The organism is Polaribacter septentrionalilitoris, from assembly GCF_009832745.1.
In the GTDB taxonomy this organism is placed as follows: Bacteria; Bacteroidota; Bacteroidia; order Flavobacteriales; family Flavobacteriaceae; genus Polaribacter; species Polaribacter septentrionalilitoris.
Genome location: NZ_VRMJ01000046.1, coordinates 96,537 through 120,305 on the forward strand (window position 1 = coordinate 96,537; position 23,769 = coordinate 120,305).

12 protein-coding genes are annotated in these 23,769 nt (G+C 30.7%); 2 read left to right on the plus strand and 10 right to left on the minus strand.

The annotated features are described in order from the left end of the window. Positions 1-34: 34 nt before the first annotated feature. From FP421_RS14470 to FP421_RS14485, 4 genes are all read right to left on the minus strand, one after another. Entirely contained in the window at positions 35-526 is a 492-nt protein-coding gene (locus FP421_RS14470) for a hypothetical protein (protein ID WP_159951834.1), read from the minus strand. Between the two features lie 28 nt (positions 527-554). Then, positions 555-3,938, minus strand: a complete 3,384-nt coding sequence (locus FP421_RS14475) for a T9SS type A sorting domain-containing protein (protein WP_159951835.1) — start codon at positions 3,936-3,938, stop codon at positions 555-557. A gap of 148 nt (positions 3,939-4,086) precedes the next feature. Next, on the minus strand, positions 4,087-6,273 hold the full coding sequence (locus tag FP421_RS14480; RefSeq protein ID WP_159951836.1) for a beta-xylosidase: 2,187 nt from the start codon (positions 6,271-6,273) through the stop codon (positions 4,087-4,089). A 186-nt stretch (positions 6,274-6,459) separates the two neighbouring features. Then, complete coding sequence (locus FP421_RS14485; RefSeq protein WP_159951838.1) at positions 6,460-9,099, minus strand: DUF4955 domain-containing protein; 2,640 nt, start codon at positions 9,097-9,099, stop codon at positions 6,460-6,462. A gap of 212 nt (positions 9,100-9,311) precedes the next feature. Here FP421_RS14485 and FP421_RS15155 point away from each other — a divergent pair, with 212 nt between their 5' ends. Together FP421_RS15155 and FP421_RS14490 are read left to right on the plus strand one after the other, a co-directional pair. Continuing rightward, on the plus strand, positions 9,312-9,698 hold the full coding sequence (locus FP421_RS15155) for a helix-turn-helix domain-containing protein (protein WP_201288862.1): 387 nt from the start codon (positions 9,312-9,314) through the stop codon (positions 9,696-9,698). After that, positions 9,698-10,606 (plus strand): IS3 family transposase, encoded by a 909-nt coding sequence (locus FP421_RS14490; protein WP_201288866.1) that lies wholly within the window; start codon positions 9,698-9,700, stop codon positions 10,604-10,606. Before FP421_RS15155 ends, FP421_RS14490 begins: the two co-directional genes overlap by 1 nt. Before the next feature lie 161 nt (positions 10,607-10,767). Here the strand turns inward: FP421_RS14490 and FP421_RS14495 are convergent, their stop codons facing one another. The 6 genes from FP421_RS14495 to FP421_RS14520 form a co-directional block, all read right to left on the minus strand. Then, complete coding sequence (locus tag FP421_RS14495; protein ID WP_159951840.1) at positions 10,768-11,592, minus strand: T9SS type A sorting domain-containing protein; 825 nt, start codon at positions 11,590-11,592, stop codon at positions 10,768-10,770. Between the two features lie 145 nt (positions 11,593-11,737). Beyond that, positions 11,738-15,805: a hybrid sensor histidine kinase/response regulator transcription factor gene (locus tag FP421_RS14500; RefSeq protein ID WP_159951842.1), complete on the minus strand. Its 4,068-nt coding sequence runs from the start codon at positions 15,803-15,805 to the stop codon at positions 11,738-11,740. A gap of 83 nt (positions 15,806-15,888) precedes the next feature. Further along, positions 15,889-17,025: a glycoside hydrolase family 88/105 protein gene (locus tag FP421_RS14505; RefSeq protein WP_159951844.1), complete on the minus strand. Its 1,137-nt coding sequence runs from the start codon at positions 17,023-17,025 to the stop codon at positions 15,889-15,891. Positions 17,026-17,032: 7 nt separating this feature from the next. Next, positions 17,033-19,300, minus strand: a complete 2,268-nt coding sequence (locus FP421_RS14510; RefSeq protein ID WP_159951846.1) for a glycoside hydrolase family 3 N-terminal domain-containing protein — start codon at positions 19,298-19,300, stop codon at positions 17,033-17,035. A 9-nt stretch (positions 19,301-19,309) separates the two neighbouring features. Beyond that, positions 19,310-20,668: a family 43 glycosylhydrolase gene (locus FP421_RS14515; RefSeq protein WP_236548134.1), complete on the minus strand. Its 1,359-nt coding sequence runs from the start codon at positions 20,666-20,668 to the stop codon at positions 19,310-19,312. A gap of 147 nt (positions 20,669-20,815) precedes the next feature. Continuing rightward, entirely contained in the window at positions 20,816-23,767 is a 2,952-nt protein-coding gene (locus FP421_RS14520; protein WP_159951848.1) for a glycoside hydrolase family 2 protein, read from the minus strand. Positions 23,768-23,769 lie beyond the last annotated feature (2 nt).

Here is a 23,769-nt window from a genome sequence, read left to right on the forward strand (position 1 = left end):
TTTGTAATTGATATTCCATAAAAATGGAATTAATTTAATCAGGATAGTATTCCCATTTACCAACATTGTTGTTGTAAAAATAAGTAGTGCCTTCGGTTCCAATATAATAGTGTAAACCAAAGCCTTTTGCCTTTGTATTATATGAAAAATTAGCCATCAAATTACGGTTTTCAAATTCGTATTGAACGATATCCTTTGGAAATTCTCCAGTATCTTTTTGATTATCGTAAATATATTCGACTATCATTGATGCTTCTTTTTTTAATTCATACCATTTTACAAAAAGAAAGGATTGATAAGGAATTAAGTATAACCCAATTGTGAATGCAATTATAAGAGAGATTCTTTTAAGTTTAAAAAGATAGAATACTAATGGAATTATATTTAGACCAAAAATTAGAATACAAAAAAACTGTTTTACCTCGCCTAAAGTATAATAGGCATAATAACAACTTACTATTTCTAAAATTACAAAAGTTAATAGAATTAGTTTAAACTTAGTTTTGTTCTTTTCTATAATTTTCATTTATTACTGGTTACCTGTAAGTATTCCATTATCTTTTAATAAACTTCTTATAAACTGGTTTATTCATATTTAATCTGATAAAATAAACACCATTTGGAATTGAATTCACATCAAAATTTAGGTTCCCCCTCTCCACGTTTTCAATACTTGATTTTATCAATTTCCCCTGAATACTATAGAGCTGTATATCTAACTTTTGTAAAGTATTGGGAACTTTAATATTTAAATCTCCTTGAGTTGGATTAGGATACATAAAAATTGCGTTCTGGAATTTAGAATCATCAACAGACAAAGCATAGCCTAATGTATATTCTGAAAATGCTTTATCCTCTGCATCAGCATTAATAGTATTGTCTAAAAAAGTAAGTTGACTCCCTTTTCCAATATACAAAGAAACCTCTGTTGTATTTGCTTTAACGATGTTCCTCACAATGGCGAATCTTCCTGTAAATGCAATTTTTAATTCTGGTAAATTAACAGCAACATTATCATCATCATTAGACAAAACATAATCAATAATTTCATGTCCATTAATTTGAGATATCACTTTTACACCTACAACTTTATCATCAACAATAATATTTTCGGTTGATTTTATGGTTGACACATTATTTGCTGATGGTTCGTATATGGTAATGAAAGGTTGATTCCAAGCTTCACCATATTTACGCGCAACAAAAACCTGTGTGTTTTTTTTATCATAGCCATTACTTACTTCTTGTGTTGGAGGTGCTAATGCTGCACTATATTCTTTATCTACACCTCCTGGAACGTTAACATGCAAATAATCATTTGTTGCTTGTAAATCGAACCTAGCCGTAATTGAATTACTTGTTAATGCAGATGTTTTTGTATTAGAAAACCACCTCCATCCTGGTTGTTTTCTATCATCACCTATATCATTTTGGTATCTATTTGGAGTATCTGTTAAACTTAAAAGATTGCCTTCTGTTTTAATTTGCATTACATCTCCTAAACCATGAAACAAGTAATCGTGATAATTATTGACTACATTCGATTTTGACCTAAAAATATCGACATAATAACCAGAGGTACTACTTGTTCTAATAATACTATTAGTACGTTGTTGATCTACATTATTTTGATTATCATCTAAAAATTGTGTTGAAAAGCTAAAATTTGCAGCAATTGGGTTTGCATACGGTTTTGGCTCTGAAGCTTGTAATACAATTGGATCTACAATATTTTGCCAAGTACTATTCCCATTTGTTTTAGGACCTCTACCAGAAGTACCATTTACAATAATTGTATTATGTGCTGCATAAGAAACTGCATATTGCTCATGTAATTCTGAACCATATCCGCTTGCTGAACCACCAAAATCTGGCCCAATAACATAGCCTGCACCATACAATTCCATATCTAATCCTGAAGCGTGTGCATGTACATATGTACCACCTCCTGTATAATACATTAAACCATTTTGTTTATCATCTACTCCAGAATAATTGCGTTGCATAACAACACCAGCATGCGATGCTTTAACGGTTCCATATTTTGGTTCACCATCTGCGCTAATCGAATTATCAATATTTACACCCCAAAGTAATTGTAATGGACTGTTCCATTCTAAACGTTGATTTTCTATAACTGGATTATAACCTCCATCTTCAGCATATATTTTTTTTAAGGTTGATGATGCTCTTTCTTTCAAATCTGTATAGCCCTTTTTATCTGCAATTTTTAGAACACTTCTAAAAATATGTGCGTGGTCAGTAAAACTTCTACCTATATCTCCATAAGCCATTGTTGCCCCATTTGGATATAAGAAGTTTTCATAAATAAAAATACTTTCTAAGATGTCTTTATTATTCTCAACGATTTTTAAATCAGGTTGATAATCATCTATAATATTCATCAATTGAATAAATAAAGCATGGGTAAACTTACCATAACCTGCAGATTCTGGCCATAAGCGATCTTCATCACTAAACCTATCTAACATCCAATTTACCCCTGGTTGGTTGCTATTTGCAGCACCATTCATCAATAGACTAAAATAAGCTGCTCTCTTTGCATCATCTTCCATACACATGACATTATACAAAGCACCTGGCAATTCTAAAACTGGATGATTGGATGCATTTCCTCCAAGTTCTATGACATTATCTGCCATGACTTCAAAAGCTTTTTGAGAAGTATCAAAATTAAAAGGAACTTGACTATTACTTGCTAAATCATAGACTGTTTTTCCTGTGGATGAAATAAAAGGTTGCACAAAATCGTAAATCATTGCTACTCTTGTAAAGAGTTCTCTTGGCGGAATTAAATGATTAAAACTGCCTGAGTAAAATTGAAAATCTGTATTCTGAACGCTTAATAGTTTTACATATTGATGCAAAATATCTGAAGCAATTTGAGCATATTTTTCATCTTCTGTTAAATAATACAACATTGCACACTCTACACCAATATTTAATCGTGTTCTATGTGTAGTTCTATTTCCAGGTATTGGTGGTATAATAGAAATTTCTGCGCTAGGGTTACTTGCATGATTTAAAAATCTTGAAGCCTGATTTTGTTTTAGTTGATTGAATAAACTGCTTGCCCAAGTATGATTAGAAATATTATCTAAAATACCTTGTCTATCTGCAGGACTTACCCAAATATGTGGATGTATTAAAGATTGTGTTTCTGTACCTCCATCAGAATTATTCAATAAATCTTTAAATTCAATATTATCAAAAGAAAAAGTTCCAGTACCTGAACGTGAAGTCGCCTGAATTTTAAATCCTGAAATATCGGCTTTAGGAAAAGCTGTGTTTCTTAATGAAAAATCATTAATAACACTTGTATTACCAACCCATAAATCCATTTTTCCATTAGCAACAGCTTCTGAATTTCCATTTGGTGCAGTATAACTTTGGTCACTACCAGAATTATTTACAATAAAGGTAATTTCTTGCTTACCTGTATAATAACTTGAACTTGGTGCACCTCCAATATTATCTACAGTGGTTACTTTAAATTCATTGGTTCCATTTTTACCAACTATACCAAAACGACTTGCGTAGGTAGAATTTGTTCCAAATGAGGAACTGGAAAAACTATTACCAACAAAAACACTAAAAGTAGGATTTTGTGTGCCTGATTGGTAATTACTTAACTCAAAATCAAATTTGAATTGTACCAAAGTTGGATTTTCTGTTAGATTAAAATTTCTAAACGCATATATTGTAGCTGCCTCATTTCTTTCAAATTGCAGAGCTCCATTATTGATACTTGTTATTAAATTCGTTTTACTTTCAGTTAGTCCATTAAAATCACCAATATCTGGCACAGTACTAATGTAATCTGAAACTACTGTTGAACTCTCAAAATCTTGTTGAAAGGTTTGAGCTTTAAATGCACTTGATAAAACTAGTAATATTAGTAATATACTTCTCTTCATTAATCTAATTTCTTTAAAGTGAAATGTACTATTTTTCATTTAGCTCTATATCATGTGGTGTCCTGATGGTGAAATACCGATTTTATTAAAAGAAAAAACCTTTCAATATATAATTGAAAGGTTTTAAAAACTATTTTTAAAAAGTTAATTATTTAACAGTTAAGGTCGCTTTTTGCAAATCGCTCTCTTGTGACGAAGCCCCAACAGAAATTGTAAACGTTCCTGGTTCTACAACTTTTTTCATTTGTTGATTTAAGATATTTAATTCATCAAAACCTAAAGTAAACGTAACTGTTTTAGTTTCTCCTGGTTTTAGCGAAATTCTTTCAAACCCTTTTAGCATTTTGTTGTAACGTCCAACAGAAGCATAATCATCTCTTACATACATTTGCACTACTTCATCACCAGCTCTATCTCCTGTATTGGTAACATCTACAGAAACGGTTGTACTTTCATCAGTATTAATTACTGCATCTTTAAAAGTTGGTTTACTGTATGAAAATGTTGTGTAACTTAATCCATATCCGAAAGGAAATAATGGAGATTTGTCTGCATCTTTAAATTGTCCTTTTCCAGAACCAATAAAATCTGGCCTTTGTAAATAGGTTACAGGAACTTGACCAACAGATCTAGGAAAGGAAACGGTTAATTTTCCTCCAGGATTTACATCACCAAAAATAGCATCTGCAATAGCATCTCCAGAACGCATCCCTAAATACCACGTTTCTAAAATTGAAGGAATATTTTCTGCAACATAGTTGATGGACAATGGTCTACCATTAATTAAAACCGCAACAACAGGTTTGCCTGTTTTATGGATTGCCTTTACCAATTCTTTTTGCACACCGTATAAATCTAAATCAGCTCTATCAACTCCTTCTCCACCTGTTTTTCTAGAACCACCAATTATCAAAATAACAGCATCAGATTTTTTTGCAGCTGCAATGGCTGCTGGAAATCCTGCTTTAGACTTACCTTGTAAATCACATCCTTTTGCATAATTGATTTTTACTTTATCACCAACTTTAGCTTTGATACCATCTAAAGCAGAAACATAAAATGGTGGTAAACCAGAATAACCTCCTAATAAAGAATAGGTTCCTTTTTTAGGTCTATTTTCATGCGCATTAGGTCCAATAACTGCTAATGATTTTATCTTAGATAGGTCTAAAGGCAATAGATTACCTTCATTTTTCAATAAAATGATTGCTTTTTTAGCCATCTCGTAAGAAAACTCTTGATGTTCTTTTTTACCAGCGTATACAGTTTTTTTATCAATCTTTTTAGGTTTTGCATCAAATAAACCCAATTGATATTTTGCTTTTAAAATACGAGATGTCGCTTTGTCAATATACTTTTCCAATTCCGGATTCTGTGTTATGGTATCTTTCAACACTTTAGTATTGTAAGCTGCTAATTTCTCAATTTTCCCAATCACCAAGTCCATATCAACCCCTGCTTTTAATCCTAAGAGAGCTGATTTAGTTCTGTTTTCAGCAATAAAATGCATGGTTCCTAACCTTGCTATGTCATTATTATCAGAAACAATTAAACCGTCAAAACCTAATTCATCTCGTAAAATATCTTTAAGTAACCAAGTATTCATATGGTTTGGAACCCCATTATAATCTTGATGACCTGGCATAAGAGAACCTATCTTCGCTTCTTTTATAGCAGCTTCAAAAGGTGGTAAATAAACTTCTCTTAAACGACGTTCAGACATATCACTAAAACCACCATTGATACCTCTTCTATTTTCTGGATAACCAATAAAATGCTTCGCTGTTGCCATTACATGATTCTCATCAAAACGTTCATCACCCATTCCTTGTATACCCTGAATAAATGCAACACCCATTCTAGACACCAAATAAGGATCTTCTCCATAAGATTCTTCTACACGTCCATATCTTGGATCACCAGAAATAACATCTAAATTAGGAGAATACACGTGTGTAACCCCTAAAGCTCTGGCTTCTATAGCGGTTTGTGAAGCCATTTTTTTAACTAATTCAGGTTGCCAAGTAGAAGCAGCAGCAATAGCTTGAGGATACACAGTTGTATTACCATAATAATCTAAAACAAGCCATAACCCATGTAGTGCTTCTCCATATTTCATATATGGAATTCCTAATCTCTCATTTGCAGGAGCATCTTGCGTCATTTCTGCAATCTTTTCTTCTAAAGTCATTTGACTTAATAAGTCTTTTACTTTGCTTGCAATTTCTTTGTCTTTTGAACTAATAGACTTATCTGAATTAGTTGGTGTACATGCAAAAACCAAGCTTAATAAAATCGCTAAAAAAAATAATTTTCTTTTTTTAATATTCCTCATATTCTTTGGTTTTTAATTTGATTTTAGTTTTAGTCTGATTTATTTTTAATTTATAAAATTAATTTTTTTTCTTCTAAACAGTGTCCTGCATCATCCTGATTATTTTTTTTTTAAGAAAAACTCCTTACTTAAAATGGTTTTAAGTAAGGAGTTTAAGATGTTTTTTTAGGTTAAAAAAACTTCGTATTACTTCTTTATTACTTTAACAAATACAGGTTTCTTAGAATTCACTTTTACAAAATAAACACCATTTGGTTTGTCTTTTATATCCAATTTCACCTTTCCATCTTTTACTACATAAGTTTTAGATACTATTATTTGAGACTGAATATTGTAAACTTCTAAATCTATTGTGTCTAAATTATTTGGAAAATACAATTCAAAAGATCCATTAGAAGGATTCGGGTATGCCTTAATATCATTTAATAAATTGATACGTTTTAAAAGTTTACCTTGACACGCAGCCTTACTTTTAATTTGTAGATCATCACCATGGCTAACGTCTACTGAGAAATTAGACTGGTAAGTTTCTAAAACCGTTTGTCCATTTTTTATAACTGTATATGGCGCTGTACCCTCTGTAATATTTATATTGGCTTTTTTCTTTTCTATACTAATTTTACCCAATAAACTAGCGCCACTTTCTATAGTAGCCTGGTAGCATTGCTTAAAAGTATCACCTTCTACAGTGATACAAAAATCATATGTCCCAGGGCTTAAATTTTCTATAGTTGTTGTATTCGTAAAATTAAAAGTGTTTCCGTTTATGCTAACCACATAATTCTTATTTATTGAGGCAGTAATACTTATACTCCCGTTTTTCTTATCTAAACACGTTTCGCCAATGGTTTCTATTGTAAAATTATCTGTTACTAACTCTAGTGGTCCTGATCCAATTTCGAGAGCTTTTATGGAGGCTGAAGAAGCTTCCTGACCTGCTAACATACTTTGTATATTAAAACGTAGTTTACGAGCAGTTGTTACATTAAAACGGATAAGCCTTTCTACTCCAATCTCTGATCCTGTAGCGAGTTCTTTCCATTCTGTAGCATCCCAATATTCTAATTTCCAATCTTTAATTTTTGAAGATTGCTCTTTTACAATAATCTCGTTTATAGCTTTATTAGTCCCTAAATCTAGCATGAGCCATTGCCCTACTCCAGTACCTTCAGATTCCCAAAATGTAGCCTCTTCTTTATCATTGGCTAATTTGGCTTCAAAACCAGTTTTTGATGAAGATGCAGACATATAGCCTCCATATAAACGCAGTTGCAATTGTGCATTAAATAAAGAATTTGGGTACACTTGTACATTTCTAAGCTCATCTAATTGTTCTCCATTAAAAGTAACAGTCTCATTAGATGGTGTTTGAAGCCCAACAAATTTTGGATTTGCATACGTATTAGTTCTTCTTGTTGTAAGATCCCAAAACCGGTAATTGGTATTATTTGAGGATATTCGATCGTGTTTAAAATTCCAAAACGTTAAATCTGGACCACTGTTAGGATAAGCACCTACAGCACCTCCATTACCAACAAAATAACCATTGTCTATATTTTCTAACAAGTTACTAAATGGATATGTCCCATGACAATCTACAGATTGATTTATTGAGTTTGGCATTTGGCAATTTCTTACCACGTTATTTGAAGTTGATCGCATCATACCTGGTCCATGAACAGAAGTATCTTCTGAGGCATCACAATTTTGATACAAGATACCATAACTATATTTACTTTCATAAGTAACATGACCACCTCGCCCTCCAAACTTAATATTGTTTACTGTTGATGCGATACTGAATTCAAAATTAATACATTCGCTCCAGCTACTAAATACACAATTTCTAATCCAACTATTTTGAACACGCTTCATGGTAATTGCCCTCCAACCAGTATCTAAACTTTGGTCTGCATTATGTACATAAGTTCCAGGATAATCTACCCAGCCACTCGTAAATAAAATGTCTTCTACGCCAACATTTTCTATCATATTATACCTACGAATAAGAATATTGGTATTACTAACAGGAAGATTTATTTGTATTGGATTTTTAAAAGTAATGGTGTTGCCGTTTATAGCTTCTACAACATGAAAACTAACGATTTCTGCACCGTTGTTTGTAATATCCCAGCTTCCCCAGGTTGGATTATAGCTTAGATTTGGCGTATTTGCTGCAAGTAACTCTTTGTTTTTTGTATAAACCTGAATAACCTCACCCACATTAATTAGAGAGCCATTAGCAACATCTACCTGAAAACTTCCTCTTTGAATATCTGAAGTTACAGTTGTAACATCAGTAGGAAATGATGTACCTCCAGGTACAAAATTAAATCTATACATAGTAGAACCGTTGTTAGTTAAGGATGAACGTTCTTTTACAAAAATTTCTGTACCTCCAGCTCCAGAACCTGCTCCTTTTATTACAATATTACTTTTTCTAATTCTAATAAGTTTGTCTTTATTGGCTTCATTTGCTAAAAGATATTTACCTGCTGGAAAAAATATAATGGCTGGTTGGTTACTATTTTCGGCAGCTTCAACTGCTGCTAAAACGGCATCGTCATCAAAAATATTATCATTTGCTACCGCTCCATAAGCAGGATCTGTAACATCAAATCGCGTCCAACCTGAAATATCTAAAATTTCTTCTTCTGAAAATTTATATCCAGAAAAAGAATAATCGGTAAGTATACTATTTGCTAATGTATTATTGTTTTTGTTTTGCCCAAAATCTACCCATGAAGGCGCTTCAGTATTTTGAGCATGAATAATAAAACCTGTAAATAGTATTGTAAGGCATAAAAATATATTTTTATTATTCATAACATTTGAATTTACTTTTTTTAAAAAAATTATGTGGTTATAAAATTAAGGTTTTAGTTTTCCCTTTTATGGAATAAATTTTAATTTTTATATAGAATAATATTAGTTTTATAGATTTAAAAAACTATCCTGTATAATCCTGATTTTGATTGTTTTTTTAATAATAAAGTTTATCACGTCCTAACATAGTGTTACACCTAAACATTATAACTATGGATTCAAATTACAAAAAGCGTACACAAAAAGATTACAGTTTAAGTCTAAAACTTCAGATAGTACAAGAGATTGAACAAGGTTTATTAACACCAATGCAAGCCACAAATAAATATGGGATACAAGCTAGATCTACGATTCGAACTTGGTTAAAAAAATATGGTAACTTTGATTATCAATATACAATTCAACAAGGTATGTCTAAAACACCAGAACAACGTATTTTAGAGTTAGAACAACAAGTTAAATTACTTGAAAAGCAAAAAAACAGAGCAGAATATTTAGCAGATAGAGCTGATAAAAAAGCAATTTTGTTTGATATGATGATTGACTATGCTGAAAAAGAGTTTAACATTCCTATCAGAAAAAAGCAAGAACCCAAGTAATACAATACTTCTCCACAGAACACAAGCAAAGCATAAAGGCTACTTGTGGTTTACTTGGGGTTCATAGACAGGTTTATTACAGATATATTAAATCTACAAAAGAGAAGCTAAAACTAAGTTTTAAAGTGATCAATTTAGTCAAATCAAAACGACTTCAAATGCCTAAAATAGGCACAAGAAAACTTTACTATTTGTTAGAGCACGATTTAAAAGAATTAAATGTTGGTAGGGATAAGTTATTTAAAATATTAAAAGCGAATCAGTTATTGATTAAACCAAAAAAGAAGTATCATATTACAACAAACTCTCATCACAGGTTTAGAAAACATAAAAATCAAATTAAAGAGTTAGAGTTTATAAGACCAGAACAAGTCTGGGTAAGTGATATTACTTACATTGGTAACAGAAAAAAACCAAGCTATTTAGCTTTAATAACAGATGCTTACTCCAAGAAAATTGTAGGTCATAATGTGAGTGATAGTTTAAATGTAAGAGGTTCTTTAGCTGCTTTAGAAATGGCGCTTAAAAAGAGAAAATATAAAAATCAACCTATTATACATCATTCTGATAGAGGTTTACAATATTGTTCTAATGAATATCAAAGTTTATTAGACAAAAATGATATTATACCAAGTATGACTGAACAATATGATCCTTATGAAAACGCAATTGCAGAAAGAATAAATGGAATTTTAAAACAAGAATTTGATATTGATAAATATGACACAAATCTTGAAATTAAAACAAAATTAGTTCAAAATACTATAGAAATTTACAATAACGTAAGACCTCATTTATCTAATTATATGCTGACACCAAATCAAATGCATCAACAAAATAAAGTCAAAAGAAAACAATATAAAACCAAAAAAGGTAGTGATATAAAATCACTACCTTTAGATTATTAATTCTGTAACGCTATTTCAGGACGTCACAGTTGATTAAACTTTTTTTTTATTGAAAGACATCTTTTTTTCTGTAAATTAAAGTTAATATTTTCTAAAAAATAAAAACAGTTTGGCTTTATAAATTAACCAAACTGTTTCGAAATTAAACCTAATTACTTATTTTAATTCTTTATTATTTTTTTAGTGAATACAGAACTCCCTTTTGAAAGCTTAACAATATAAATACCAGAAGATAGTTTAGATGAACTTAAAACAGCAGAGGATTCTCCTTTTGAAACTGCTTGCAGTATTTTTTTTCCTACAATACTAAATACCTCTATTTGAGTTTCCTTACCATCTAAACCTCTAATAATAATATCATTATTTACAGGATTTAAAATACTAATAGACATTTTATCAAATTCGTTAGTACTCAGAGTTCTGGCTAATCCATCCATAGTAAAACGCCATCTAAAATTTGTAAGAGAAGTAGGTATATTTTGGAAATTTAAGAAATCGTCTTTACTTGTTGAAGCTATCGTTTTCTCAACGCCACCTTCTCCATCTTTATGCGCAGTAATAATGTTATAATATAGATTATTATCATCATCTGTTCCTTCAACAATATACCAAGTACTAAGTTCAGTTGTACCTCTATGCTTTAATCTACCACCTGATGATGTGTTATTTTGTAGCTGTAAATACCTACCTCCTGCAGTTTGTATTTGCCAAACATCTACAGTAGTATCAACTCCATTAAGACTTGCTGTGTAAGTAGCCCCAGTTTTTGTAAAAATAAAAGCCTCTGTACTCGTACTATTTAATGCTAGATTACTTGATGCGGCTTCCTCTGCAAAATTACCTCCTTGAGATTTTATTGTTGAAGTTCCTGGTAATATATTTGCTTCTGTAACTATTGGAGCTGTTGGCTCTGGATCTCCTTGGGCATTTGTTGTTAGTGTAAATACTATTACAATTGCAGTAATGTAAAATGTAATTTTTTTCATAAATCTTTATATTTATTAATTATTATTTAAAAATCAAAAATACTTTAAAATAAGGCGGTAAAATTCCTAAAAAGGTGGATAAAACTCCTTTTGATTAGACATAATTCTAGTTTATAAGCTGTTGTTTTTAATCAGTTCTTAAAAATTATTGTTCTTGAAAAGATCGCGCATATTCCTTTGGAGTTTTACCAAACTTACTCTTAAAAATTTTACTAAAATATTTAGGGTCTTTAAAACCTACTTTACTACTAATTTGATAAATACTCATTTTTCCTTGTTCTAAAAAAGTGGCTGCCCTTTTTAATCTTATATGCTGTATAAATTGTTTGGGCGTAAAACTTGTCCAAGCTTTTACTTTTATAAATAACACCGATTTACTTACACCTAGCTCTTCACAAAAAAAAGGAATATCAAACTGCTCGTTACTTATATTTTTTTCTACTATTAAGAATGCTTTCTCATACAACTTTTCATCTAAAGAAGACATTACTATATCCTCTTGTTTTTCTATTGAAGTGTTAGTAACCTTTTCTTTAAGTCGTTCTACTGATTTTAACATATTTGCTACTCTTAATTGAAACTCTTTTACATTAAAAGGTTTGCTTAAATAATCATCTGCACCATATTCTAACCCCTCTATCTTATGGATAAATGACGATCTTGTGGTTAATAAAATGACGGGAATATGACTTGTTCTTATATCCCCTTTAATTAGAGCACATAATTCTGTTCCGCTGGTAATAGGCATAACAACATCACTTACAATAATATCTATGGGTTCTTGTATGGCTTTTTTAAATCCTTCTTTTCCATTTTCTGCTTCATAAACATTGTATTTTTCAATTAAAAAATTACGCATAAATATTCGCAATTCTTTATTATCTTCTACTAAAAGTATTGATGCTTTTTCTTTAGAAGGTATACTTTTAAAAAAAACATCCTTTTCTATTACTAAATTGTTTTTTTCTAATTGATTTTTATATACAGCTACATCTTGATTGTATGCAGTATTTTTTACAATTTCTTTACTACTTAGGTGATCTTTCCCTTTTAAAAATTCTATAGAAAAAATAGAGCCTGAGTTTTCTTTTTCTATGCTACTGCTTAATTTTATGTCTCCTTTATGTAAATCTACTATACTTTTTACAATAGACAAACCTATACCTGTGCCTTTATTATAGCTTTTTGAATTTTTAGGATTTGAAACTTCAAAAAAACGTTCGAAAATCTTGTCTTTATATTTTTCTGATATCCCAATACCTGTATCTTTTATATGTATAATTACTTTTGTATCTGTTTCTGTAATGTGTATATTAATTTCGCCTTTGTTTGGGGTGTATTTAAAAGCGTTGGCTAATAAATTTAAAAAAACACTTTCTAATTTAATTTTATCAAAATAAACCATAATATTATCTGAAGAAGTAGAAAAAGAATATGTATAATCTTTACTTTTTGCATAATCAGAAAATGAAAGGTAGATTTCACGAACATAGTCTACAATATTATTTTCTGAGGCTTCTAATAGCATTAGCTTATTTTCATACTTTCTAAAATCCATTAACCTGTTAATAAGACTTAGTAGCTGGTGTGTATTGTTTTCTATAACTTTTAGTCTTTTAAATATTTTACTACTGCCTCTGTAATTCTCTAATATTTGTTCTAAAGGACCAGATATTAATGTTAACGGAGTTCTAAATTCGTGAGATAGATTTGTAAAAAACTCTAGTTTAGCATTGTTTATTTTTTCAATTTCTTCTCCTTTAATTTGTTCTAAATCTAATTGATATTTTAGCTTAGTTTTTGATTTTAAAATTGTAAAAAGATAGAACAGCACAGTACAAGTCACTAAAAGATAAATAGTATAAGCCCAATAACTAAACCAAGGAGCAGGATGTACTTTTATGTTTATGCTTGTAGGGTTTTCGTTTATAAATCCATCACTATTAATCCCTTTTACCTCAAAAGTATAATTCCCCGGTTTTTGAATTGTGTAAGCAGCATAATTATTAGACGTCTTAATCCATTCTGTTTCTATACCTTTTAAACGATAGACATAGCTATTACTCCCTGAATTAATAAAATTTGGAATTGCAAAGGATAAACTAAAATTTCCTTGATTGTAATCTAGGTCTATTTCTTTAGTATAAGAAATAGCATTTTTAAGTATACCTTGTTGTTTATCAATTAAAACAGCAGCGTTATCTACTTTAAAACCTGTAATAATTACTTGTGGGGTATGCTTATTTTTAACTATTTTTTTTTCATCAAAATAGGTAACGCCAAAGGGACCTCCAAAATAATATTGAGATGTTCCTACACGTAAACTTGCATCTCGATTAAATTGATTGCTTATTAACCCCTCTTTATTGGTGTAATAAGAAATTATTTTTTCTTCTATAGAATTGTATTTTAAAAGACCTTGTGTATAAGTACTAATCCAAAATGTGCCTTCTTCAGACGCAACAATACTTCTTATTCCGTTAATTTCAGATTCTCCAATTTTTAAATCAATGGGCTCAAATTCATTATCTTCTAATTTAAAAAGTCCGTCTTCAAAAGTACCAATCCATAAAAGACCTTTATTATCTTCAAAAATTGTATTGATTTCAAATTTTACTTTCGCATCTGTTTTGTAAGTATAATTTGTAATTTCTTCATTTATAGAGATTGCGTTTAACCCTGTTAAAGTGCCCGCCCAGATATTCCCCTTTTTATCAACATTTATTGTTTTAATATTATTATTTGTAAGAGCAGTAGGTTTTGAGTTAGAATCGAATATCTTAAAGGTATTGTTCTTAATATTATATTTTATTAAGCCTTTATAATTGGTCCCTAGAAGAATATGATCATGATCATAATTTACAATACTTAATACACCAACATTTTTTAAAAAATCTGTTAATTTTTTAGAAAAAGGATTGTTTTCAAATGCTTTATTTTTTAAGTTATAAATAGAAACACCATTTGTAAAAGTACCTATCCAAAGTTTTTCATTTTGTGTAATACAAAGTGCCTTAATATTATCGCTTTTAAGCAATTTTGTATTTTTGGTAGTAATATATGTTACCTCTTTAGTAGTATTATTTAGTACTGTAATGCCTCCACCTTCGGTTCCAAAAAAAAGTTGATTTTTATGTTTTTTTATAGCACTTACTACTTTAAAACTAAGCCCTTCTTTTGAGGATTTTTGGGTACTATTTATAAAGTTATTATTAAAATTATTCCAAATATTTATGCCTCCATAATACGTTCCTACCCAAACTGAACCAACATTATCTTTAAATAATGTTTTTATAAAATTATCATTTATAGAGTTATCGTCTGCGTCGTTATTATAAAATGCTATAATGTTTTGTTTGTTTTTAGCTATTTGAAGTCCATTATAAGTTCCTATCCAAAGGAAACCTTTATTATCTAAAAGTAATTTTCTTGCATTTTTATTTTTATGTATTAAAACTTTCGCACTAAAGTAGGGTAAGGTTTCATTTGTTTGAAGATTATATTCTAAAACACTATTTGCTTGTGTTCCAAAAAGAATAGTATTGCTTTTACTTTCAACAATATCATTAATATAAAATTCTTCTGTTTCTTTAATTGTTTTAAACTGATACTTATTTTCTAAGTTGGTATTTAATTTTAATAATCCTTTTGTAGTTCCAATAAAAACAGTGCTATCTTTTGTTTCATAAATTGATGTAATCCGTTTGTTGTTAAGAATCTTTTTAAAAGAATCTGTTTTTTTATTGTAAATTAAAATACCATTTGAAGTACCTATCCATAATTGATGATTAGACATTTTTTTAATTGCCCAAATCATATTACTTCCTAAAAACCTTTTCTTTTCATTTATAAAATAATTTTTAAACTTATTTTGTTTAGGATTGTATCTATTTAATCCGAAAGAAGTACCTACCCAAATAAAACCATCTTTGTCTTCTTCTATACAAAGAATGCCGTTGTTACTTATTGAGTTTTCATTCTCTTTTTGATGTCTAAAAACCTTAAATTCTGCACCATTATATCTATTTAAACCATCTCTAGTTCCAATCCAAACTTGCCCTAATTTGTCTTGATGGATAGCAATTACAGAATTTTGAGACAAGCCATTAGCATCTGTTATTTGATTAAATTTATAGGTTTCGTTTTGAGCAAAACCAACACAAACCAAATGCAGAAAAAAGAAAGAAAGAATAAACTTATACCTTTTAAACATTAACCTAAATTAAAATATTTTTTTTAATAAAAAAATCGAAGATTTCGTCTTCGATTTTTAAATTTTACATTTAATACATAGTACTATTCTAATTTTAACACTTCACTACCTGCCATTAAAAAAGCTCCTGTACCAAAATTTTGATAACTATCTTTAGATGCTGGTTCTGGAAAAGCACCAATATTTTGCACCCAACCTACTCTACCATCTTCGTGTTGGCATTTTGCCAAAGCATTCCAAGCTTTTTTTACGGCTGGTGTGTGTTTTTTATCTAACAAACCATTGTTAATTCCCCATGCTAAAGCAAAAGTGTAAAAACCACTTCCACTAACTTCTCCATGATTATAAGACTCTGGGCTTAATAAACTTGTTCTCCATAAACCATCATCTGGCTGAATCTTTAAAATTTTAGCTGCCATTTCTTTGTAAAGATTTACATAGAAATCTCTATGCTCATAGTCTTTAGGCATATCATCTAAAAGTAATGCTAAACCACCAAGTACCCAACCATTTCCTCTAGACCAAAATACTTTTTTACCATTTGGCTCTTTTCTGTCTGAATCTTTTCCTTGCCAAACAAAACGCATATCTCTAGCAAATAAGTTTTCTTCTTTGTCATACAATCTATTGTACGCTTCCATATAATATTTATGCATCGCTTCTAAATACTTTGGCTCTTTGGTATGTTTTGCATATAAATTAACTACTGGGGGTGCCATAAATAAAGCATCACACCACCACCATAGAATGGTTTTTGCTTCCTTACTTTTATCCTTACCAGATTTCCAATTATTGTCTTCAAATAAATGCGTATCTAAGAACTTCTTTGTTGGTTCTAAATCTGCAAAATTTCTTCTTTTTTCATTTCTAGCCACATATAAATAACTGTAAGAAATTGCTACATCATCTGCATGATGCAATCTTTTATAAGTCTGCCACTTATTCCAATATGCTTGGTTTTTTAGTGCAGCCATATACATCATATTCTTTGTAGTTTTATGTGCTCTTGCCACACCTGTATAATACGCTCCTGCTGTCCAATCTGTAGGTGCAATTGCAAAAATAGGATGTGCCTCTTGCCACTCTAAAGCTTTAATCATTGATTTTTGAATTGCTTCGTTATCTAAATCAATTGATTTTTGAGCTACCGTATTTTGTGATACTGAACAACTAAAAAGTGTTAGTACAACAGCTAATAATGATAAGATTGATTTGTTCATTTTAAATCTATTTTTTTAATTTAAATTTTGCTTCTAAATATTCTTTTGATGATGTTCCTATTTTTACGGTATAATCTCCAGCTTCTAATACTTTTTTCATAGTTATACCTGTAAATTCTAACATTTTAGGCGTAATGGTAAACGATACTGTTTTGCTTTCTCCTGGAGCAAATTCAATTTTTTGAAAACCTTTTAATTCTTTATCAGGTCTTGTTACAGAACCAATTTCATCTTTAAGATACATTTGTATTACTTCCTTCGCCTTTACTTTTCCTGTATTGGTAACTGTTACACTAGCCGTAATTTCTGTATCTGGTGTAATTTCTGCACTAGATAATTTAATATCTGAATATTCAAATTTCCCATAACTTAAACCATGACCAAAAGGATAAAGTGGTCCCTTTCCTAAGAATAAATATTCTTTTTTATAGTTGATTTCTTTCATACTATAATGGTAAGGTAACTGACCAATTGATCTTGGAATGGTTACAGGCGATTTTCCTGAAGGAGATACATCACCAAAAATAATTTTAGCTGTAGAATGATCTCCAAATTCACTTAAATCCCAAGTATCTAAAATAGCATCTGCTTTTTCTGCAATAGTGTTTATAGATAACGTTCTTCTATGTTTTAAAACTACAATTACTTTTTTCCCTAGAGCTGTAATTTTTTCTACCAATTCATCTTGTGCACCTACTGGATCTATAGTTGCTCTATCACCAAGTGTACTATTACTAAAATAGGCTTCTTTAGCAGTAAATTTATCACCACCTAAAAACAACACTACTACATCAGATCTTTTTGCAATATTTACCAATTTTGCAATTGCTTTAGGGTCTCTATCTAACAGTTTAGGAGCACCACCTTTTTCATTAGTTAAGTTAAAACCTTTTTCTGCGGTGAATTTTACATTGCTATTCCCAACAGCAGACTCAAACATTGCTTTTGTATTTTCTTTTAATAAAGGTCCTAAAAGTGCAACTCTTGTTGACTTGTTTTTACTTAAAGGTAAGGTGTTTTCTTCATTCTTTAATAAAATGATAGATTCTAAATCCGATTCTTTTGCCAATTCTAAAGAAGATGCTGCACGCACTCCTTTTTTAGTTTCTTCTAAATCTATGTAAGGATTATCAAACAAGCCTAAGATGAATTTTGTTCTTAACACACGTCTTACAGATCTATCAATTAACTTCATTAATTCAGGATTTTTCTCCACCATTTTTGGTAAGTAAGAATACGAATCTTCTGCATATAAATCGATATCAATTCCTGCTTCTAAGCCCATTTGTGCTGCAGCTTCAGGTGATTCTGCAACTTTCATAAAGTAAAACAAACGTGCAATATCGTTTGAATCTGATACTACATAGCCTTCAAATCCCCAATCGTCTCTTAAAACTCCAGTTAACAACTCAGGATTTCCATGACTTGCAACCCCATTTAAATCTCCATGAGAAGCCATAATCCCTAAAGTTCTTGCTTCTTTTACAGCAGCTTCAAAAGGTGGATAAATTTCATCAATTAATGTTCTTTCCGATATTTCGATTGCAGCAAAGTTAGAACCTCCTAAAACCTGACCATAGCCAGCAAAGTGTTTTGCAACTGCTCCAATATGAGTACCTGCTCCTAAACCTTCATAATTTCCTTGTACACCAATAATAGCATTTTTAACCATTTGAGTTGTTAAATAGGTATCTTCTCCAAAGGCTTCACTCATTCTTCCAAAACGAGGATCTCTTACTAAATCTGCTTCTGGTGAATGACACATGTGCATACCTCTTAAACGAGCTTCTCTACCTACAACATCCCATTGTCTTTGTACCAATTCAGGATTAAATGATGCTGCAGACGTCATTGGACGACCAAATAAGGTACAACCTTCTGCATCTACACCATTGTAAGATTCAGTTACAAACAAAGCAGGAATGCCCCATCTGTTGTTTTCGATGATGTATTTCTGCAATTCATTATTCATTTTAGCAGCAGCTACAGGATCTATATGTTCTCCTGGGTTCTTAATACCTGCAATACCTAATTTTAATTTTTTAATAACTCTTTTAGACAATACTAAATTTCCATCTTTGTCTGGTTTTGCTCCAATATTAGCGTGAAAAATTCGCATTTGTGCTACTTTTTCTTCTGTAGACATTAGTGGAAGTAGGGCTTCTACTCTTTCATCTATTGATAAAGATTTGTCTTTGTAATCTTTTTTGGAATCTGATTCTCCACAGGAGTAAAAAAGAATAGTAATTAATGATAATACAAGTAATTTCTTCATTGTTAGTGTTTATTTTGAAAATGAAAATGAATCAATTTGTAATTGATTGTTGGATAATTGTTCTATGGATAAATAAATATTTTCTTTTGAATTAAGTTTTTTTAAACTGATTGTTATATCCGAAAAGTCATCAGTTTTTTCTTTTATTGTGATGGTTTTAAAACCTATTAATTCTCCTTTTAATGCATTTCTTAAAACTTTTACTGTAAACTTAGCCCCTTTATTTCCTAAAACTTTTAATGTTAGTTCAGTTTTCTTGGCTAAACCTTTAACATTGGTAAAATTCAGATAACTTTTGTTTGCATTGGTTTGAATTACAAAGCCACTATCTGTTTCTTTTTTCTCTATTCCTTCAGCTTTAAAATAATCTTCTGCTTCAATTTTTTTGTTTGCATTATAATTTGCTACTCCAACACCATCAACTCTTATCATAGCCATTTCTCCATTTTCTTTATAGTGGACATAACTAATAAAGGTATCTCTAAAATAACGATTTCCTGTCTGACTAATATCGCAATAAGTATAATACCATTGGTTGTTCCATTCAAAAAAAGAACCATGTCTACCTTGTAAGAAACCATTTGGCCAAGTTGGTGCATCATAACCTTCTGCAAAACTTTCTTGTTTTATAACCGAATCTTTGTAATTATAAGGTCCATATAAATTATCAGACATTGCGTAAAAACATCCCCAAGATAGATAATATTTACCATTGTATTTGTGCACAAAAGGCTTATCATCTGTTGGTTTTTCTAAATTTTTACCATCTTGATTGTAAGGGCCTCTTGGGTTATTAATGATGATTTTTCTTGGCTTTTCTGCTAAACTAATCATGTCATAATTTAGTTTGGCAATATAATAATCCCAAACTCCGAAAATAATATAGTGTTCACCATTCTCTTCAAAAATAGCCATATCATACTCATCTGTTGGTGTTAATTCTGAAGTTAATAGTGGTTTTCCTAAAGGATCTTTCCATGGACCAACAGGCGTATCTCCAACCACAACACCTGTTTGCTGATTTCCTTCAGAAAAATACCAGTAATATTTACCATTTCTATACGCAACATCTGTTGCCCAACATCTGGTAAAATCTTTACCTATATACGTATCTTTTGGGTTTAATACGCTTCTTTTTGTCCAATTTACTAAATCTGGAGAAGACCAAACCCACCAATCTTCCATAATAAATTTTTTGTTCTTAATAGATTTATCATGAGAAGCATAAACGTAAGCAGTATCGTTAAAAATATGAATATGAGGATCATTTAATCCTTTATTTGGCACAATTGGGTTTTGAGCAAAAGAATTCAAAGAACAGAATAACAACATAAAAATCAACACTTTAAAATGTATTTCATTACTCATAAACAGGCTATCTAAAGATATTTTATATTGTATAAATTGAAATAATAAAATTAAATTTTAAAATGAAAAAAGGTATCCTGTACTATAATGGTATTTATACTACAAGAAACCTTTACTTTTTCTTTTTCAAAAAACTTTACTATATCTCTATTTTTTTATTGTTTTTCCAATAACAAAATACATTCTACTTTCTTCAGGTACATCACCATCACTATTTCCTGCCATAATAATGCTTTCTCCTTTTTTAGCTACTCTTTTAAAGAGCGACATTTTAACGCCACCTAAATTAACATCATCTCCTGTATCTATATAATCTTTAGTTAAAAATACGGGTCTTTCTACTCTATCATCATGCCCAACATAAATAACCATGTCTTTACCAGCAATAAATTGCAACTGGTCTCTTGCCCAATATTTTCCATCAGAATTTGGGACTCTAATATATTCTGAACCCACTAAATATCTAGGAATTACAGTATAGTTATGCTCCATATCTGTATAGGCTTTTTTACCCCAATGCACATTTTTTCTGAGTGCAGCTTTTCCATTTCCTGTATAACTGAACTTGGTAAACAAGTCACTTTTGTTTACTCTAGCAGGATTGTAAGGTGCTGTTTTTGGTGTGTAAATTGGTAAGGGTTCTTCTATATTTGAAGCTATGTTATACACTTGAGGAAGTAATGTAGACATTCCGTTTTCTATAGCTACAGGTTGTGAGGTTATGGTAATTGTATCCGACTTTAAACCATCATCAGTGGTAGCTGTAATAGTTACATCACCAGCTTGTAACATAGAACGAATTGCCACACGATTAATACCTGCTTCTGCATCTAAAAACAAATTGTTTGTGGTATTTGCTTTTCCACTATTGTAACCACCTCTCCAAATTCCTGGTCCTGATATTGTAAAATCAACTTTATTTCTTCCTAAAGGATGTCTGTTTCCATCTTTATCTACAATTTCAAAATCAACTAAAGCAATATCTGAACCATTGGCCAACCAACCTTTTGGGCCAACTATTGACGTTAATTTTATAGCAACTGGTTCTCCAACTGTTTTTTTAGTTTGAGTTACCAACAATTTGTCATTTAAATATCCTTCTACTTTAATTTCTCCCTCTTCAAACTCAATATTAGGAAATTTATATAAATACCCATTATCTGCTTTTTCATCTGTACCAATTAATTTGTTATTAATATATAGTTTTACTTTTGTACAGTTAGAAACTACATACATGGTTTTTTTAGTTCCTTTTTCGTAATTCCAATGACCAATTACGTGAATTTGAGGTTCTGGTCTCCACATTGCTTTTGTAGCGTAAAAAGCTTCTTTTTTTAATCGTACAGCATCAACCTCGCCACTTGCTCTGGTAACTTCTGTTGGATTTCTTCCTCCATGAGGTCCATCAGAAAAAACCCAATTGGCACCACCACTATGATAGGATTTTTTACCCATTTTGTCCCACCAATCTTCTACTTGACGCACTGCAAACACTTCTGAACCAATTTTATAAACGTTTCTAGAAATATTTGGGTGAGTCCAAAAATTATCATCTGGTGTAAATTTATCCCAAACACGTCTTGAACCTTCGTCTCTTAAATATTCACTTTCTATTAACGGCAAATGAGCATATTCTCTTTGCCATCCTTCAGTACCAATTTCGATAGAAATATAAGGTTCTGAGTCTTCTTTTACATCTGCTCTTCTGTTCCCCATCAATCGTTTTCCATGAGGATCATAAGTTTTTATGATGTCTAAAATTTCTTTATAATGTGCCTCAGTTTCTGCCCAGTTACCACCTTCCCAAATAAATATTGATGGATGATTTCTGTAATACACAATCATATCTCTAAAAGCAGCAATTCTAATATCCCAAGTTTCTCCTTCATCTTGAGATTCTCCACTAACCCCTGGCATTAAGGTTACAAAACCATATTTGTCTCCCATTGCAATTTCTGCTGGAGAACCTGCACAATGTCCCCAACGTATAAAATTACCACCTGCTTCGTCCATTAAACGATAGGTAAATTCTTTTAACCAATCTGGTTGTGCTGCTCCTAAACCAGCCCATCCTGCAGTTGGTTTTTGTCCCCAACCATGTAGTTTTGCATATTCTCCATTGTTATGAAAACCTGTGTCTTTATCAAACTTAAAAGTTCTTATTCCTAAAGGAGTGGTATAGCTATCTAACTCTTTTTTACCTTCTTTTAAAGTGGTTACCACTTGATATAGGTATGGTTTTCTTGTATACCATAAGTTTGGTTTTTTGATTTTATTTTTTGTTGAAAACGTAAAAGTTTCTCCTGCTTTTAAAGTTTGCGTTTTTTTAGTACAACTTACCTCTTTACCTTCTGCATCAATAATTTTAGCTTCGAAAGTAATTTTTTTCTCTTCTGATGATTCATTTACAGTTTCTGCTGAAATATGAACATCTGCTTTCTTTTTTGATATGTTTTCTGCGTGTACATACGTACCCACAGTTTTTAAATTATCGTACAAAGGCAATGTAATATGAACAGGGTTCATTACGTGTAAAAACACATTCCTGTAAATTCCACCATGGTTTGGATGCCAATGTTCATGATGCCAAACTAGTGGAAAGTTATCTCTAAAATGTTCGCCTCTATCGTTATTTACTTTTACTGCAATAATATTTTCTTGACCATCAAACTTTAAATGTTTAGAAATATCGTATCCAAAAGGAATAAAACCTGTTTTATTGGTTCCTAAATATGTTCCATTGATATACACATCTGCAATTTGACGAACCGATTCAAACTCAATATATATTTTTTTACCTGCTTCTGACTTTGGCAGTTTAAAATGCTTTCTATACCAAACTGTTCCTCTAAATTGATTTTTTTCTCCAATATGTTTTCCAATACTTAAATCGTCAAAAGTATCTACATCATTAAACGTATGAGGCGTACTAATTGTAGACCAACTTGAATCGTCATAATTTACCAATTGAGCGTTAGTTGGGTTTGCTTTGATAAATTTCCAATCTGGGTTAAAATTGTATTTTGTTCTACTTTGTTGCGCATTTAGTTGCAACACAAAACATATAAATGCAAGTACAATTGTTGATTTTTTAATCATTT